This is a genomic window from Kitasatospora sp. MMS16-BH015 (genome assembly GCF_002943525.1).
GTDB lineage: Bacteria > Actinomycetota > Actinomycetes > Streptomycetales > Streptomycetaceae > Kitasatospora.
This window is the reverse complement of record NZ_CP025394.1, coordinates 8231858-8248037: the sequence shown is the minus strand read 5'-3', so window position 1 is coordinate 8248037 and position 16180 is coordinate 8231858. Positions and strand designations below refer to the sequence as shown.

At 75.1% G+C, this 16180-nt stretch carries 13 protein-coding genes; 4 read left to right on the top strand and 9 right to left on the bottom strand.

Features of this window, described 5'->3' with window-relative positions; all coding sequences use genetic code 11:
- Window positions 1-69: 69 nt before the first annotated feature.
- The 9 genes from CFP65_RS35460 to CFP65_RS35420 all read right to left on the bottom strand — a co-directional run bounded on the left by CFP65_RS35460 (window position 70) and on the right by CFP65_RS35420 (window position 11336).
- Complete coding sequence (locus CFP65_RS35460) at window positions 70-1017, bottom strand: thiopeptide-type bacteriocin biosynthesis protein (protein ID WP_104820019.1); 948 nt, start codon at window positions 1015-1017, stop codon at window positions 70-72.
- Complete coding sequence (locus CFP65_RS35455; RefSeq protein ID WP_104820018.1) at window positions 1014-2540, bottom strand: hypothetical protein; 1527 nt, start codon at window positions 2538-2540, stop codon at window positions 1014-1016. Before CFP65_RS35455 ends, CFP65_RS35460 begins: the two co-directional genes overlap by 4 nt.
- Window positions 2537-4813: a YcaO-like family protein gene (locus CFP65_RS35450; RefSeq protein WP_104820017.1), complete on the bottom strand. Its 2277-nt coding sequence runs from the start codon at window positions 4811-4813 to the stop codon at window positions 2537-2539. The genes CFP65_RS35455 and CFP65_RS35450 overlap by 4 nt, the downstream gene beginning before the upstream one ends.
- The gene (locus tag CFP65_RS35445; RefSeq protein WP_104820016.1) at window positions 4810-6870 is read right to left on the bottom strand and encodes a hypothetical protein; all 2061 of its coding nucleotides are present in this window, start codon (window positions 6868-6870) and stop codon (window positions 4810-4812) included. Before CFP65_RS35445 ends, CFP65_RS35450 begins: the two co-directional genes overlap by 4 nt.
- The gene (locus CFP65_RS35440) at window positions 6867-9449 is read right to left on the bottom strand and encodes a lantibiotic dehydratase (protein WP_104820015.1); all 2583 of its coding nucleotides are present in this window, start codon (window positions 9447-9449) and stop codon (window positions 6867-6869) included. The genes CFP65_RS35445 and CFP65_RS35440 overlap by 4 nt, the downstream gene beginning before the upstream one ends.
- Window positions 9450-9451: 2 nt before the next feature.
- The gene (locus tag CFP65_RS35435) at window positions 9452-10360 is read right to left on the bottom strand and encodes a hypothetical protein (protein WP_158702531.1); all 909 of its coding nucleotides are present in this window, start codon (window positions 10358-10360) and stop codon (window positions 9452-9454) included.
- Between the two features lie 300 nt (window positions 10361-10660).
- Window positions 10661-10858 carry a thiopeptide-type bacteriocin gene (locus CFP65_RS35430; protein ID WP_104820013.1) on the bottom strand — a complete coding sequence of 66 codons (198 nt, stop codon included), beginning with the start codon at window positions 10856-10858 and terminating at the stop codon, window positions 10661-10663.
- A gap of 47 nt (window positions 10859-10905) precedes the next feature.
- Window positions 10906-11103, bottom strand: a complete 198-nt coding sequence (locus CFP65_RS35425) for a thiopeptide-type bacteriocin (protein ID WP_104820012.1) — start codon at window positions 11101-11103, stop codon at window positions 10906-10908.
- Window positions 11104-11138: 35 nt separating this feature from the next.
- Window positions 11139-11336: a thiopeptide-type bacteriocin gene (locus CFP65_RS35420; RefSeq protein WP_104820012.1), complete on the bottom strand. Its 198-nt coding sequence runs from the start codon at window positions 11334-11336 to the stop codon at window positions 11139-11141.
- A 398-nt stretch (window positions 11337-11734) separates the two neighbouring features.
- Between CFP65_RS35420 and CFP65_RS35415 the strand changes: the two genes are divergently transcribed.
- Genes CFP65_RS35415 through CFP65_RS35400 form a run of 4 tightly spaced genes read left to right on the top strand, consistent with a single transcriptional unit; the run spans window position 11735 to window position 16177 of the window.
- Window positions 11735-12781 (top strand): ATP-binding cassette domain-containing protein, encoded by a 1047-nt coding sequence (locus tag CFP65_RS35415; RefSeq protein WP_104820011.1) that lies wholly within the window; start codon window positions 11735-11737, stop codon window positions 12779-12781.
- Window positions 12778-13536, top strand: a complete 759-nt coding sequence (locus CFP65_RS35410; RefSeq protein ID WP_104820010.1) for an ABC transporter permease — start codon at window positions 12778-12780, stop codon at window positions 13534-13536. The genes CFP65_RS35415 and CFP65_RS35410 overlap by 4 nt, the downstream gene beginning before the upstream one ends.
- Complete coding sequence (locus CFP65_RS35405; RefSeq protein WP_104820009.1) at window positions 13533-14864, top strand: pitrilysin family protein; 1332 nt, start codon at window positions 13533-13535, stop codon at window positions 14862-14864. The genes CFP65_RS35410 and CFP65_RS35405 overlap by 4 nt, the downstream gene beginning before the upstream one ends.
- Window positions 14861-16177 (top strand): pitrilysin family protein, encoded by a 1317-nt coding sequence (locus tag CFP65_RS35400; RefSeq protein ID WP_104820008.1) that lies wholly within the window; start codon window positions 14861-14863, stop codon window positions 16175-16177. Before CFP65_RS35405 ends, CFP65_RS35400 begins: the two co-directional genes overlap by 4 nt.
- Window positions 16178-16180: the final 3 nt, after the last annotated feature.

Below are 16180 nucleotides of genomic sequence, written 5' to 3'. Positions count from 1 at the left end.
CCAGCAGCACCAGGGCCACCCGGTCGAGGCCCGCCATCATCAGGCCACAGCAAAGGAGTTGACGTATCGTCATGAGGTCTCCGCCTGGTAGTCGAGGAGGTCGAGCAGGACTGCGGCCATCAGGCCCTCGCGGCCCGCGCCCACCCCGAGCCGGTTCTGGGTCATGTGGAGCTGGGAGCCGAAGACCATCCCGGCCCTCGCCGTGCCGTGGAGCTGCGCCCACCGCCGGGCGGCCGAGCCCAGCCGGGCCGTCCAGGGGGTCCACCGGGACGGCGCCCCCTCGGCCAGCGCGCGCAGCGCCGGGGCGCTCGACCGCAGCCGCTCGGCCTGTTCGGCGGCGCTGCGGGTGAGGCGTTCCACGCCGGCCCCGCTCGCCGAGCGGCCGGCCCAGCCGTCGCGCACCGCGCGCAGCAGGGCGGCCTGGTCGCCGGGCCAGGCCGAGAGCGTGGCGGCCATCGCCTCCAGCCCGTCCGCGAGGCTCCGGCCGTGGCCCGGGCGGGCCCGGCAGGCCCGCAGGGTCACCACGCTGGAGGCGTGGAACAGCTCCTCGTTGAGCGCCATCTCCTCCGGCCCGCCGTAGCGGCGGATCTCCGGCTCGTAGACCGCCGGGTGCACGCCGGGCGTCAGCAGCTCGCCGAGGTCGAGCGCCCGCCCGCCCTCGCCGAACTGGGCCAGCGGCTGCGCGGCCTGCCGGTACGCCTCCGGGGTGATCCGCTCCTCGGGCGGCAGCCCGGCGTTGACCTTCTCCGCCCGGGCGGCCAGCTCGGCGGTGACCTGCTCGGCGGCCGGGCCGTCCAGGTCGGCGATCCGCAGCCGCAGGTGCGGCCCGCCCTGCCAGTACCGGATGAAGAACCAGGGCCGCGGCGGGCCCTCCGGCTCCGCCCCCTGGCGGACGGCCGGCTGCTCGACCACCGGGACGACCGCGTCGAGCAGCATCGCCTCCAGGGCCGCGGGGCGCAGCGAATCGGCGTGCAGGTGCCAGCTGCGCCAGCGGCCGTGGGCCTCCGGGGCGCTCATGTGCGCAGGTCCAGCATCGGTTCGGTGAAGCGGGAGGTCCCGCAGACCGTCATGAACACGGGGGTCTCCTTGCGGCCTAGGCCGAGCAGGGGCTGGAGGTGGTACTCGACGAAGGAACGGGCCGGGCGGGCGACCAGCCGGTGGGCCGCCGCGCCCAGGCAGAGCCCGTGCACGCTCCAGCCCAGGTGGAGCTGGAGCAGCCCGAGGGCGGCCGGGCCGAACTCGTCCAGCAGCGCGTCCACGTCCACCGAGTGCACCCAGACAAGGGCGGCGTGCCGCATGCCGGAGTCGGTGTTGGGCGAGGGCTGCTGGGCGAAGCCGGGCTGGAGCTCGGCCATGATCCGCGGCTGCCGCCGATGGAGCGTCAGCCCGCCCGCCTCGAACCGGTGCACCCCGGGGGCCAGCCCGCCGACCCGCTGGACCGCCACGGAGAGCCGCACGCGCGCGGCGACCCGGGCCAGCAGCCGGTCGGGCGGGGGCTGGGTGGCCCAGGCCAGCAGATCGGCGAGCGTGTCCTCCCCGACGGCTGCGGGCCGCATGGCGAACCCGTACAGCTGGTCCGGCGCCCGGCCGGCGCTCCGGTCCCAGAGCACCCGCGCCCAGTCCGGCCCGGTGGCCGGGCTGCCCGCAGCCGCCTCCGGCCCGGCGGCCGGCAGGCCGTGGGCGGGCACCGACAGGGTCTGCGGCAGCCCGTGGCGCTGTGCGCTGACGGCCACCGCGTCACGGACCGACTCGTCCGCGGTCTCCAGCAGCGGATCGCGCCGGTCGGGGCCGTCCAGGGACGGGCCCGGCAGTGCCGTACTCGCGGCGGGCCCGTCCGGCAGGTCGAGCCGGACGGCCAGCGGGGCCGACCAGGTGCCGGGGCCCGCCGAGCGCACCACGGCCTCGGCCGCGGCGGTGCTGCGGCCGTCCAGGTCGAGCCGGGCGGGCACCCCGAACAGGTCGGCGGCCACGCACAACGACCGCAGGTTGACGCCAAGTTCGACCTCGGTGACGGCGTACCGCATCCGGCCGTACGCGGCCGGCAGGTCGCTGTAGCGGGCGGCGAGCAGCACCGAGGCGCCCTCCGCCGCTGCCGGGGCGGGCGCACCGCCGGGCGGCGCGAGGTCGACCAGGGCGTGCCGGTACACGTCCAGGTAGCGGACCGACGGCCCCTGGGCGAGGAAGGCGTGCACCGGGAACTTCGCCCGGCCGGAGGCGACCGATCGGTGGTCGGCGTAGCGGTGCGAGGGTTCGCGGCGCTGGAGGCCGAAGGCGGTCACCAGCAGGTGCCCGAGCGGGTCGGGGGTGGCCGCGGCGCGGCCCGGCGCCGGGTACGGGAGGCCCGCGAGCAGTTCGTGGGTGCCGAGCGGGAGCGGGCGGCCGCTGTCGGAGCGGGCCCACCGGGGCGGCAGGGCGCTGGTGGTGGGGGCGCCGTCGTCCACCAGGTTCTGCTCGCCGAGGTGGCCCTTGCCCGGGCCCTGGCGGAAGGCGAACCGGCGGACGTCGACCGGGAGCTGCGGAGCAGCGGCAGTGGTGGTCATGGGAAGGGGTGGGGGTCGAGGGGCAGGTCGGCCGGGTCGGCGTCGAGCCGGGAGAGCAGCCGGTCGAGGCCGGTCAGGCGCTGGTGCGCCTGACCGAAGCACATCGGCAGGATGCCGGGCACCACGCACTTGACCACCGAGAGCCCGAGGGCGGTGTGGTCGGGGGTGGACTGGTCCACGGCCAGCACGGTGCCGAGCCCGGCCGTCCGGTAGAGGTCGAGCAGGTACTCCAGGGCGCCGTTCACATCGTTGCCCGCCGCGCGGAGCAGCGGCTGCGGCCAGTCGCCGAAGGCCTCGGCCAGCGGCAGCACCGGCCCGCCGAGCACCCGCTCGACCCGGGGCAGCAGCTCGGGGAAGGTGTAGCGGCGCCAGTGCTGCGCCAACTCCTCGACCTGCCAGGGGTCTTCGATCAGCGGCCGGAGCGGCTCCGGGTCCCAGGCGAGCCCGGAGGTGACCAGCTGGATCAGCTCCCAGAGCGCGGAGCGCACCGCCTGCTCCGGATCCGGGTGGCAGCCCGCCGTGCTGAAGCTGGCGGGCAGGCCGCCGTCGCGGCGGATGGCGAGCGCCCAGACCACGGGCACCGGGATGTCGGCTGTGGCCGCCAGCAGGTGCACCTCGTAGCCGTGCTCCTCGGCCATCCGCAGCAGCAGCCGCGACTCCCGGTCGCGCACGGTGGCCGCATCGACGGCGGGCAGCGGGCGGGCCAGGTGCCAGGCCTGGAGGAAGGCGTCCCGCTCGGCGAGTTCGAGCAGCGAGTGCAGGGCGGCCTCCTCGAAGCCGCCGCCGAGCGCGCTGCCGCTGGAGGAGTCCAGGAAGCAGCCGCGCCGGGTCTCCCCCGCCGCCGCCCGGATCCCGTGGCCGTACCGGTAGAACCCGACCTCGGCTGGCACCAGAAGCGGCTCCCCGGCGCCGGTGAGCGAGCGGGCCCAGACCCAGTCGATCGGGGTGTCCTCGGTGTACTTGCGCACCTTGCAGGCCGGGTCGGCGAGTTGGCGCTCGGTGTACCCGCCGAGGCCGGCCGGGTCCATGGCGAGCCCGCCGAGTTCGCGCCGGGTGGCCCCGGGCACCACGGTGGCCGCGTGCGGGTAGCCCGCGAGCCGCTCCATCGCCTCGTACATCCCGACGGCCTCGGACTCCCGGAACCGCACGCCCCGCCCGAGACCGGACGGCGTCCCGGCCAGCATCCCGACCTCGCTCATCGGGAAGCTCCCGGCCGAATTGCGGGTGATCCGCACCACCGGCCCGTACCGCGGGTCCGCGAAGGCGGCCCGCATCCGGTCGGGGTCCAGCCCGAACGGCGCCTCGCTCTGCCGGGTCGGCACAGCCGCCGTGGTCGGCCGACTCCCCGCTCGGGGCAGCACGGGCGGAGCATCGGCAGGGGTGGCGAGCAGCGGCGGCGCCTCGCCGCAGAGCCGGCAGCGGAAGGTGCGCATCACCCGGTGCCGGGTGACGGCCCCACTGCGCGACACCGCCACCAGCTCCCCTGGCCCGGGCACGGCCGCCGACGTCAGCACCGCCCCGACCACGTCACCGAGCCACGGCGCCACAGCCACCGGCCGACCGGCCGCCGCGGGGGCGGAGACAGCGGGCACCGGGTCAGCGGCGGGCCCACCAGACGCCGCCGGCGCACCCGCGAACGCCACCGACCCCGCACCGGGCACACCCGCTCCGACGCAGGTGGCAGCCGCCCCAGCGGCACGCCCGGCGGGCGCCGTCGGCGAGGCCGCGAACGCCGCCGACCCCGCACCGGGCACACCCGCTCCCACGCCGGGGGCAGCCGAACCAGCGGCAGGCCCAGCAGACGCCGTCGGCGAAGCCGCGAACGCCGCCGCACCCGCACCCGCACCCGCACCCGCACCCGGCACACTCGCTCCCACTCCGGGGGCAGCCGCCCCAGCGGCGAGCGCAGCCGTTGCCGTCTCCAGCAACTCCCTTTCCCTGCGGTCGCGTTCGGGTCGCTGCTCGGGATCCCAGCGGCGGTAGGCGTCGGCAGCGGCGGCGCAGCCCGGGCAGGCGTGGGCGCCGTCCGGGGTCCAGCGGGGGCCGATCTGCACCTCGGTGGGGCCGATCCGCACCGGCAGCAGGTCGCGGCCGGCCGCGCGGGCGGCGGCTATGGCGCGGCGCTCGCGGTCCGGGTCCGACTCGGTGCCGGCCGTCAGCAGGCAGTCGTCCAGCTCCTCGGCCCAGGCCTGCCAGGCCCAGGAGGCCGGTACGCCGGGGGCGATCCAGCTCGGGTCGATGGTCTCGCTCACGGTGATGGTGTCCTCGGTCATGCGAGCCGCACCGGCCCGCAGTACAGCGGGAGTCGGCCGACGGCCGGGTCCCGGGCCAGCCGGTGGGCCCGGACGGCACGGGCGTCCGGCGCGGCGGCCAGCCGGGCCAGGGCCTGCTCCACCGAACCCGCCGGGCAGGCCTGCAGCACGCTGGTGCCGACCGGCTCGCCGGCCAGCAGCGCCCGCACCTCCGGGTCGGCCTGGGCCTGGGCGACGGCGGCGCCGAGCGCCGCCTTGGCGGCGGCGGTGGCGGTCTCGCCCCACTCGACCGCCACCACCTCCCCCGTCTGGTCCGCGACGGCCACCAACGACCACCCCAGCACGGGCAGTCGACGGTGCGTCAGGCCGACGGTGCGGCCGAACCAGGATTCGAGCAGGCCGTACAGCGTCCTGCCCTCGGTGGTGCCGAGCTCCTCCCAGCCGAGCGGTTCGCCCGGCCGGTCGGCGATCAGCTCGGCCCCGAGCTGCCGCAGCACGCCGTCGAGCAGCCACCGCCCCTCGGTGCTGCCGGCCGCCCCACCGGCCATCCGACGCACTCCGGCCAGCACCGCACTCACCCCGGCAGCGGGCCGGTCCGGCCCCCACCCGGCGGCCTTCGATGTCTCGGGCCCGGCGAGGAGCTCCACCGTCTCCAGCGAGAACGGCAGCTGGTCCAGATCGAGATCACGCCCACGCCGCAACGGCCCGGCCCAGCGGGCGGTCAACGGAGCCCAGGCGGTCAGCAACTCCTCAGCCCCGACCGGCTGTTCCTCCCGCTCCGGCAGCCGAACGGCCACCAGACCGGGCCGACCGGCCCCGCCGACCACAGCGTCGCCGCCCCGGTCACGCACGGCGAACGGCGCCGCAGGATCCACTCCGCCCGCAGCGGAGAGCACGAATCCCGCACCACCCGCACCGCCCGCACCGCCCGCACCGCCCGCACCGCCCGCACCGCCCGCACCGGAGAGCGCAGGTTCCCCGCCGTCCGCGCCACTCCCATCGACGGGCGCGAGCCCTTCGGTATCCGCACCCTCCCCGAACACCTCCACCCCGCCCCCGGCGGGCAGCAGCGCGATGCGGGCGGTCTCCATCCGGCGCCCGTGCACCACCGTCGCCGTGCGCGGATTGCGGTCGAGCCCGGTCAGGGCGGCGAGCACGGCCCGGGCCGCCAAGGCGCCGGCCAGGACGGCGCTGAGCGGTCGCGGGGCGCAGGCCTCCGGGTCGCCGGCCGCCCAGGCGGCGGCGCGGTGGGCCGCCGCCGTGAAGGCGGCCAGCTCCGCCGGGCCGTCGAGCTCGGCCACCAGGGCCACCTGCTCCCCGGCGTGCACCGCGACGATCCCCGTGCCCGGCGGCAGATCCCCGAGGTCCGGCGCCGGGTGCTCGAAGTCGTCGACCAGCACGACCCACCCACGCTCGCCGCCACCGCCCGACACGGGCTCCACTGCACCACCGAAGATCCGTGCGGTCCCGCCCACCACGGGCTCCACCGCATCCCCGAAGGCCCGTACCGTCCCACCGTCAACCGAGACGGGCACCGCCGCACCGCCGGAGGCGACTGCGGCTTCACCCGCCACGGCCCCCGGCGTGGCCTCCCCCGCCGCCGGCGCGGCCTCGCCCGCCGCCGGGGCGGCCTCGCCGATGCCGTGGCGGCGCAGCGAGCGGGCCGCCGTGTCGGCGGCCGGGCCGCCGCCCAGCACCCGGATCCGGGCGGTGCGCAGGCGGGCGAAGTCCCGGTACGGGTCGAGGCTGTGGGCCTCCAGGTAGGCGAGGGTCTCGTCGAGGCGCTCGGCCGTGGCCCGGTCCGGGGGCGGGGTGCTGAGGGTGTCGAGGTCGAGCAGCACGTCGCGGTCGACCAGGGTGCGCAGCAGCCGGTCGAGGACGGGCCGGGCGGATTCGTTGCCGAAGGCGGCGACCAGGGAGTCCAGGTCGGTGCCGTGGATGAGCTCCTCCAGCCGGCTGTCGAGCACGGTGTAGAGCGCGGTGGGCCCCGCGAGCACGAAGGTCTCGCCGCCGCGGGCCACGTGCACGCCCTGCCGGACGGGGGCGAAGTGCGTGCCGGGACGCAGTTTGACCCTCACGCCCCGACCCCCGCGCCGGCCAGGACCTCGGCATCCGCAGCGGCCACAACCCAGACGGCCTGGTCGTACTCGAGCAGCCACTCACTGGCCGGCACGCCGCCCCGGACGCCCGGCAGTGCCTCCTCGAAGAAGCCCTCCCCGCGCCGCTCCAGGAACTTCGGCAGCACCCGCACCATCAGCGCGCTGCCCAGGTCGAGGTACTGCGGCTTCTCCTTGCTGCGGGCCCGCAGGTACCGGGTGAGCTGGCCGGCCACGCCGTCGTCGGAGATCACCTGGCTGGAGGGCATGCCGAGCGGGGTCTTCATGACCACCTCCTCGGGCACGTCGTGGGTGGCCCGCCAGCGGGTGGTGGCGATCAGCTGGGCGGCCTCGTCCTCCTCCTCGGTGCCCGGCCGGCCCGGCAGGTCCTCGCCGGGGTACCAGCGGCGGCGCTGGAGCACCACGTCCCCGCTGACCAGCCGGGGGTAGCGCACGGTGGCACCCTCCACCAAGTCACCCCGCTGGGAGTGCAGTTGGCCGATCGGGTCGAAGGCGACCCGGCCGGTGTCGTAGAGCCAGACGGCCAGGGTCAGCGGCGCGGGCTGGAGCTCGATCCACTTCATGCCCAGGGACATCACCCGGATCGGGGTGCCCTCGCGGTCGACCAGGCCGAGCCGGTCCTGCTCGGGGTCGTGGACCAGCCGGACGCCGATCCAGTCCTGCGGGGTGATCGTCTCGTCGAGCAGCTGCATCCGGTGGTTGATGTTGGCGCGGTGCAGGCCGTGGTCCTCCAGGACGCGGACGCCGTCCGCGCCGTACTGCCGCCGGATCCGCTCGGCGATCCGGGAGGCCGCCTCGCTGCCGAACGCGGCCTGGGCGCCCAGGAACCGGGTGGCCAGCTGGCCGTGGCCGGCGTAGCAGGCGTTGAGCACCAGGCGGCCGTCCACCGGCTGCACCAGCAGGCCGTACGAGGCGGCGGTGAGCCGGAAGCGCTCGGGCAGCCCGGCGGCGAAGGAGGCGAGCAGCTCGGGCTCCACCGTGACCTCGGTCGCCTCGCCCGCCGTGCGGATCCGGGCGGCCAGGGCCGCGATGGCCGCGGCCCGGCGGCGAAGCAGCTCGGGGAGCGAGCCGTCGGCCGGGCCCCACTGCTCGGCGGTGGCGCGGGTGAGGGCGAGTTCGCGGGTGCGGACCAGGTCGACCAGCTCCTCGGCGTGGTCGAGCAGGTCGATCTCGGCGCCCGCGCCGAAGCGGTCGGTGAAGGCGCGGGTGAGCAGCGCGCGGATCTCGTGGTGGCGGTCGAAGAGGCCCTGGAAGGCAGCCACCTTGCCGAGGTCCTCCAGCGCCTGCCGGTAGCCCTCGGGCGAGACGGTGCCGGGCTCGAGCAGGTAGTCCTCGTTGACCTGGAGCTTGGCGGGGCGGGTGCTGAGCTCGTTGAGCGCGGCCTCGGCGGCGCGGAGCCGGGTGAGCGCGGCGCGGCGGCCGCTGACCGAGTCACGGGCCATCAGGTCGAGGTCGGCGGCGACCGCGGCGACGGTGGCGGCGGCCTCCGGGTGGTGCTCGGCGAGGGCCTTCTCGGCGCCGGGCAGCGGGTCGGCGGCCTGCTCGTCCAGGACGGGGGCGGCCAGCAGGATCTGCGCGTCCACGGCGGCGGCGACCAGCCGCTGGGCGTCCGAGTCGGCGACGGCGAAGCGGCGGCCGAGCTCGGCGGTGAGCTGCTCCACCGGCAGCGGGCCGAGGGCGGTGAGCCGGAGCACCCCGGCGAGCTGATCGTTGAGCTCCACGGCGAGGGTGCGGCGCCGGCCGTCGGCCACGTGCTGGAAGCGGATGTGGCCGCCCTCCTGGCGGATCGTCCCGTTGCGCTGGACGGCGGCGGGCATCTCGCCGAGCCGGGACGGGGCCACGATGCCGTTGACCAGGGTGGAGAGCAGCGCCCGGTCGGGGGTGAGCCGGGCGTGTGCGCGGCGGCGGTCGAAGACCGCCTCGTCGAGCCGGCGGCCCTGCTCGGACCAGTCGGCGAAGCCCACGGCGGTGAGGCGGGAGAGCGGGCTGACCCGGAGCAGGGCCCGGGCGAGGTGCTGCACGAGCCCGCGCTCGGACTTGCGCTGACGGGTGGTCGGGCGGCCAGGCGTGGTGCGGTAGCGCTGCGCGGCGTCCAGCACCTGGGGCGAGTTGAGGGCCAGCGCGAGCTGGAACTGCTCGGCACCGACGGCCTGGGCGAGCTTGGTGCGCTCCTCGGTGAGGAAGCCCTCCAGGCCGGTCTCCAGGGCGGTGCGGGCCAGTTGGCCCCGCTCGCTGGCGCCCAGCCAGGCGGTCACAGCGGGTGGGAGCGGCGTCGGCCAGGGCTCCCGCAGGTCGGCCGGGTCGGGGGCGCGGTGGTTGAAGACGGCGCGCTTGAGCCGCAGCAGCCGGTGGCGCTCGCGGCCGGTGGCGGTGCCGGTGAGCTCGTAGAGCTCGGCGCAGGCGGCGTCGGCCAGGGCCGCGCACTCGCGCTGGGCGGTGAACAGGGCCCGCAGGACGGTGCCCAGCCGGTCGCCGCCGAGGCGGAGGCCCGGCATCGGGTTCACCCGGTACATGGGGGTATCGGCCAGGTGGAAGGACATGCTCAGGCCAGCTCCCTGCTGAAGGCGCGCACGCGCTCGATGGACGTCTCGCCGGTCAGCTCGTCGGTGCCCTCGCCGAGTCCGTAGCAGAGGTAGTACCGCTGCATCGGGGTGATGCCGAAGCAGGTGAGGCTGGTGTAGAGGACGTTGAGCACGATGCGGTGCGCGATGTGGCGGTAGGACGGGTTGCGCAGCATGCCGCCGTCCAGCACCTCGCCGATGAAGTCGCTGCGCACCGGGGTGCCGAGCGGGTGCTCCCAGTCGGCACTGCCGGCGGTGGTCTGCAGCACGCGCTCGTCGACGGCCAGGCCGGCGGTGTGCGCCTCGGCCACGCCCCAGGCGTACTGCATGGCCCGTTCCCAGGCACGCAGGGTCTCGTCCTGCACGGGCGCCTGGAGGGCGTCGAGGAAGACCGCGCGGTCGCTGAGGTAGCGGGCGGCGAAGGCGGACTTGAGGTCGGCGTGGTTGCCGGTGGCCGAGGCCACGCCCTCGGAGTGCGAACGGTAGGGCAGCGCGCCGGCGCTGATGCCGCGCGGGTGGGTGCGGGCGAGCAGCGCCATCACGTGGGTCAGGTGCGGCAGCAGTTCGCTCTCGGGCACGGTGAGCGAGCCGAGCACGGGCTCCAGGAAGCGGCCCATGATCTGGTCGACGGCCTGGGCGAGCGCCGGGGAGTCCAGCCGGGGCCGGTACGGCTCGGCGGTCACGTGGCCCTGCGGGTGGCAGGGCAGCAGCTCGTCCTCCACGTTCTCCCAGCGGGCGAGCTCGGCGGCCCGCCGCAGGTAGCTCTCCTGGTCGGGGGTGCGCCCGGCGCGGGCGGCGGCCAGCTCGGCCGCGACGGCGGTGAATCCGCTCGCGTCGACGGCCCGTTCGCCGTAGGGGCGGGCGACCAGCAGGAGGTGTGAACCGTGCAACCAACCACGGCGCACGTGGACCACGGGAAGCTGCTGCGAGGATTTCAGGTGCAGCAGGGGCTCACTGAGTTCTCGCAGCAGCTCCCGCGGATTTTCCGAATAGTCGAAAACCCGTATGGCCAAGCCCGGATCAATGGTTCGCATGGTGACTCCAGGTGATGCACGAATCGGTCGATCGGCGTGAAACCGCCGGCCCGATCGTTGACGGCCGTAAGTACGGTGATACCGGCTCTGCCGGCACCCGGCTATGAGAAGCCGGGAGAATTCACCTGCGCCTCAGGCGCAGCGGGCTGCGAGGTGTCAGCAGCAGGAGGAGGAGGTGCTGGCCGAGCCGGAGGCGTTGAGCGAGTCCTCGGTGAGGACCTCCTCGCCGTCCTCGGTGTACGCGAAGATGAAGAGCACCGAGGCACCCATCTCCGGCAGGGCGACGGCGTCCTTGGCGTCCAGGACCGCCAGCTCGTTCACGTCGAAAGCGGCGAAGTCCACAGCGTTGCTCATGACTTGTTCTCCTTGGGTTTCGGTGAGACGTGCGGTGTGACGGAGGTTCAGCAGCAGGACGAGGAGGTGCTGGCCGAGCCGCTGCCGTTCAGGGTGTCCTCGGTGAGGATCTCCTCGCCGTCCTCGGTGTAGTTGAAGATGAAGAGCACCGAGGCACCCATCTCCGGGAGCGCGACGGCGTCCTTGGCGTCCAGGACGGCCAGCTCGTTCACGTCGAAAGCGGCGAAGTCCACAGCGTTGCTCATGACTTGTTCTCCTTGGGTTTCGGTGTGACGGAGGTTCAGCAGCAGGACGAGGAGGTGCTGGCCGAGCCGCTGCCGTTCAGGGTGTCCTCGGTGAGGATCTCCTCGCCGTCCTCGGTGTAGTTGAAGATGAAGAGCACCGAGGCACCCATCTCCGGGAGCGCGACGGCGTCCTTGGCGTCCAGGACGGCCAGCTCGTTGACGTCGAATGCGGCGAAGTCCACGGCGTTGCTCATGGGAGTCCCCTCTCGGGTCTGACCGGCGGGCTGCCGGCGACTGGGGACGAGCTAACTGGCAGTGCGGATATTCCGGCAAGGGGAATCCGGCGGCATCAAAATGCCGAGCTCGGAATTATTGTCGCGGACACGAAAAAACTCACCCGCCAACTCGGCCTTTACTCGGCTCTGAGATCGGACATTTCAGCCCATCCCATCCGTTCTCGACTGGCACGTTGGTGTCAGTCGGCCCCTCCGACCTGGTCGGAGGCTGGACGAGGCCTCGGCGCACCGGTCAGAGTGACGCAGCGCCCGGCCGCCGACATTACGGCGAGTCCGAGATGACGGCGAGAATTCTGTCCGCAGTTCGTCAACTCTCCTCCGCGGCGCCTCTGTTCGATCCATGACCGGAGGAAACTGTGATCAGCGCGAAAGGCCTCAGCTACTCGTACCGGACCAGGTTCGGCACGGTCGAAGCCGTCCGGAACGGGACGGTGGACGCCGTCCAAGGCGTGGACCTGGAGGTGGCCGAGGGCGAGATGGTCGCCTTCCTCGGCCCGAACGGCGCCGGCAAGACCACCACCGTGCGCATGCTCACCACCCTCCAGACCCCGACGGCCGGCACCGCCACGGTGGCCGGGCACGACGTGGTCCGCGAGCGGGCCGCCGTCCGCCGGCTGCTCGGGTACGTGAGCCAGTCCACCGGCGGCTCCGAGCACCGGGTGGCCGACGAACTGCGCACTCAGGCCCGCCTGCAGGGCCTGACGAAAACTCAGGCAGCTGTCAGAGCAGCTGAGTTGATCGAGCAGTTCGAACTCGGCGGCTTCGCCGAGCGCCCCGTCGCCAAGCTCTCCGGCGGCCAGCGCCGCCGGGTGGACGTGGCGATCGGGCTGGTGCACCGGCCCGCCGTGCTCTTCCTGGACGAGCCGAGCACCGGCCTCGACCCGCAGAGCCGGGCCAATCTCTGGGACCACCTGCGCACCCTGCGCGCCGAGCACGGCACCACCGTCTTCCTCACCACGCACTACCTGGACGAGGCCGACCTGCTCTGCGACCGGATCATCGTGATCGACGGCGGCAAGGTGATCGCCGCCGACACCGCCGAGGCGCTCAAGGGCCGGATCGGCGGCGACGTGGTCACCCTGGAGACCAGCCGGATCAGCGACGCCGCCACTGTGGTGGCCCGGGTCGTCCCCGGCTGCGATCTGGACACCACCTCCGAGGGCGTGCAGTTCCACGTGGCCGACGCCCAGCGCCGGCTGCCCGAGCTGCTGCGCGCGCTGGACCACGCCGGGGTCGCCCTGGAGTCGGTCTCGGTCAAGCGCCCCACTCTGGACGACGTCTTCCTCCGCCTCACCGGCCGCTCGCTGCGCGAGGAGGGCCTGCCCACCCGGCCCGAGGCCGAGACCGAGGCCGCCGCGTCCGCCTCCTTCGACGAGAAGCTGCCCACCGAGGTGACCAAGTGACCACCGCCACGACCAGCTGGATCATCTTCCAGCGCTCGATGCGCTACACCCTCCGCAACCCCTCCTGGGTGATCTTCGGCCTGGCCCAACCCCTGCTCTACCTGGCGCTGTTCGGACCGCTGCTGAGCCGGATCGCCCAGGCCCCCGGCTTCGAGGGCGGCAACACCTGGCGGGTCTTCGTGCCCGGCCTGCTCGTCCAACAGGGCGTGTTCTCGGCCGTGTTCGTCGGCTTCGGCATCATCTCCGAGATCCGGGCCGGCGTGCTGGACCGGATGCGGATCTCCGCGGCCAGCGAACTCGGCCTGCTGCTGGGGCGGATGCTCCGCGACGCGGTGGTGCTCACCGCCCAGGCCGTGCTGCTCACCCTCGGCGCGCTGGTGGCCGGGCTGCGCGCTCCGGTCGGCGGGGTGCTGACCGCCTTCGCCCTGGTCACCGTGGTCGGGCTGGCGATGGCCGGGCTGGCCTACGGGCTGGCCCTGCTGGTGAAGAACGAGGAGGCGTACGGGCAGCTGATCAACGCCCTGATGCTGCCCACCCTGCTGCTCTCCGGCGTGCTGCTGCCGCTGGCCCTGGCTCCCGGCTGGCTGGCCGGCCTCGCCAAGGCCAACCCGCTCTCGTACATCGTGACCGCCGAACGCGCGCTGTTCGCCGGACAGTTCGGCCAGAGCCAGGCCCTGGTCGGGATCGGCGTGGCGATCGGCCTGGCGGCCTTCACCACCTGGTTCGCCTCCCGCGCGATCCGCAGCGGCTCATGACGGGCACCGCCACGATCGCCCGGCCCGGCGTGCTGCGCCGGCACCGGCTGGCCAACGGGCTGCGGCTGGTGGTGCTGCCGGACGCCGACAGCCCGGCCGTCGGGCTGGCCGTCGCGTACGGGGTCGGCTACCGGTCCGAATCCCGCTCCGGCTTCGCCCACCTCTTCGAGCACCTGATGTTCCAGGGCAGCGCCAACCTCGAGGCCCAGGAGCACGCCCGGCTGATCCAGGCCAACGGCGGCGTGTTCAACGGCACCACCCACCGCGACCACACCAGCTACTTCCAGGCGATGCCCGCCGAGGCCCTGGAGCTCGGCCTCTTCCTGGAGGCCGACCGGATGCGGGCGCCCCGGATCACCCCGGAGGCCATCGCCACCCAGGCCTCGGTGGTCGCCGAGGAGATCCGACGGACCGTCAGCAACCGCCCCTACGGCGGATTCCCGACCTTCCAGCTGCCCCAGGTGCTCTTCTCCTCCTTCGCCAACACCCACGACGGCTACGGCGACCACGCCTCGCTGGCGGCGGCCACGGTGGAGGAGTGCGAGTCCTTCTTCGAGCGCCACTACGCACCGGGCAACGCCGTGCTGGCGGTCTGCGGCGGGGTCGAGCCGGAGCAGGTGATCGACCTGGCCGAGCGGCACTTCGGCTCAATCCCCACCCGCCGCACCGCCCCCGCCGCCCGGATCGCCGAACCGCCGCTGGCCACGCCGCGCACGGTCGAGCGCACCGACCGGCTCGCCCCGCTGCCCGCCCTGGCCGTGGGCCGGCGGATGCCCCCGCCGGACTCCCCCGACCACCTGCCCACCGTGGTCGCCGCCGCCGTCCTCGGCGACGGCGAGGCCGGCCGGCTGCACCGCTCGCTGGTGCGCGAACGCCGTCTGGCCTCCCAGGTGATGGCGATGGCCGGCCTCTCCGGCCCGTTCGACTCCCGCGACCCCGACGCCTTCCTGATCACGGCCGTCTGCCCGCCGGGCATCCCGGTGCGCAGCACCGCGGCGGCCGTCGAGGAGGAGCTCGCCACCCTCGCCGCCGAGGGCCCGGCGGAGGCCGAGCTCCAGCGCGTGGTCAGCCGCCTCCAGACCGCCTGGTACACCGACATCGACCCGGTGGGCGTCCGCGCCCGCCGACTGGCCGGCTACGAACTCCTGCACGGGGACGGCGAACTCGTCCTCGACGGCCCGTACCGCTTCGCCGCCGTCGGCCCCGAGGACGTCCGCCGCGCCGCCGGCGAGCTGGCCCGCTCCCACCCCGCGGTGCTCCACCTGACCCCGGAGCGTAAGGCCGCCCCCGTCGACACTGTGACCCCCGAGCGGAGGGCCGAGCGATGAACCCCGGCGACGCCCTGATCGCACCGCCCCCGCTCGCCGCCGCCCGGCCCGCCGCGCCGCTGGAGGCCGTGGACGCGCTGCTGCCCGGCGGGCTGCGCGTGGTGGCGGCCCGCCGGGCCACCGCCCCGGTCGTCCAGCTCCGGCTGGGCGTGCCCTTCGGCGGCACCGAGCCCGGCCACGCGGCCCTGGCCGAGCTGCTCGCCTGCACCCTGCTCAAGGGCACCGACTCCCGCTCCCGGGACGCGATCGACGAGGAACTCGCCGCCGTGGGCGGCACCTTGAAGGCCGTGGTCGGGCCCGAGCACCTGAAGATCACCGGCCAGGTGCTCGCCCCGGGCCTCCCCCGGCTACTGGCCGTGCTGGCCGACTGCCTGACCGCCGCCGCCTACCCGACGGCCGTGCTGGAGGCCGAGCGCGAGCGCCTGCTGCACCGGATCCGCCTCACCGAGTCGATGCCGGCCCGCGCCGCCCGGGCCGCCCTGCTCCGGCACTGCTTCGGCGACCACCCGGCCACCCGGGAGACCCCCGGCGCGGCGGAGGTCTCGGCCGCCGACCCGGCCGCCGTCGCCGAGCTGCACCGCACTGCTCTGGTGCCCCGCGGCTCGGCCCTCGTGCTGGTGGGCGACCTCCAACCCCACCGGCTGGTCGAGGAGTTGGCCGGCGCGCTGGGCGACTGGAGATCGGACCGGGCGGCCGTGGCGATGGCCCCGCTGCCGGCCCCGGCCCACCGGGGGCAGCCGGCCCTGCATGTCCCCTCCCCGGGCGCCCGGCAGTGCGAGGCCCGGCTGGCCGCGCCCTCGCTGCCGCTGACCGACCCGGGGTACCCGGCGCTCGCCCTGGCCGACCAGGTCTTCGGCGGCTACTTCTCCTCCCGGCTGGTGCAGCGGCTGCGCGAGCGCGAGGGGTGGATCTACACCGGGCAGTCCGCGATCGAGCAGCGCACCGGCTCGGCGCTGGGCACCGTCCAGTTCGCCAGCGCCCAGCAGCACAGCGAGGCCGCCCTGGCCGGCACCCTCGCCGAACTCGCCGCCCTGGCCGGCCCGCAACCGCCCACCACCGAGGAGATCGCCTCGGCCCGCGGCTACGCCCTCGGCCTCCAGTCGCTCGTCCTCTCCACCCAGAAGGGCCTGGCCGACTCCCTGTACGGCCCCGTCCTGGCCGGGCTGCCGGCCGACTGGCCGGAGCGCCTGACCGCCGCGCTGCGCGCCGTCCCCGACGAGGAGGTCCGCGCGGCCGCCGCCGCCCACCTGCGCCCCGAGGCGTACACCGCCGTCCTGCTCGGGCCGTCCACGGCTCCGACTCCCACCCCGTAAGGA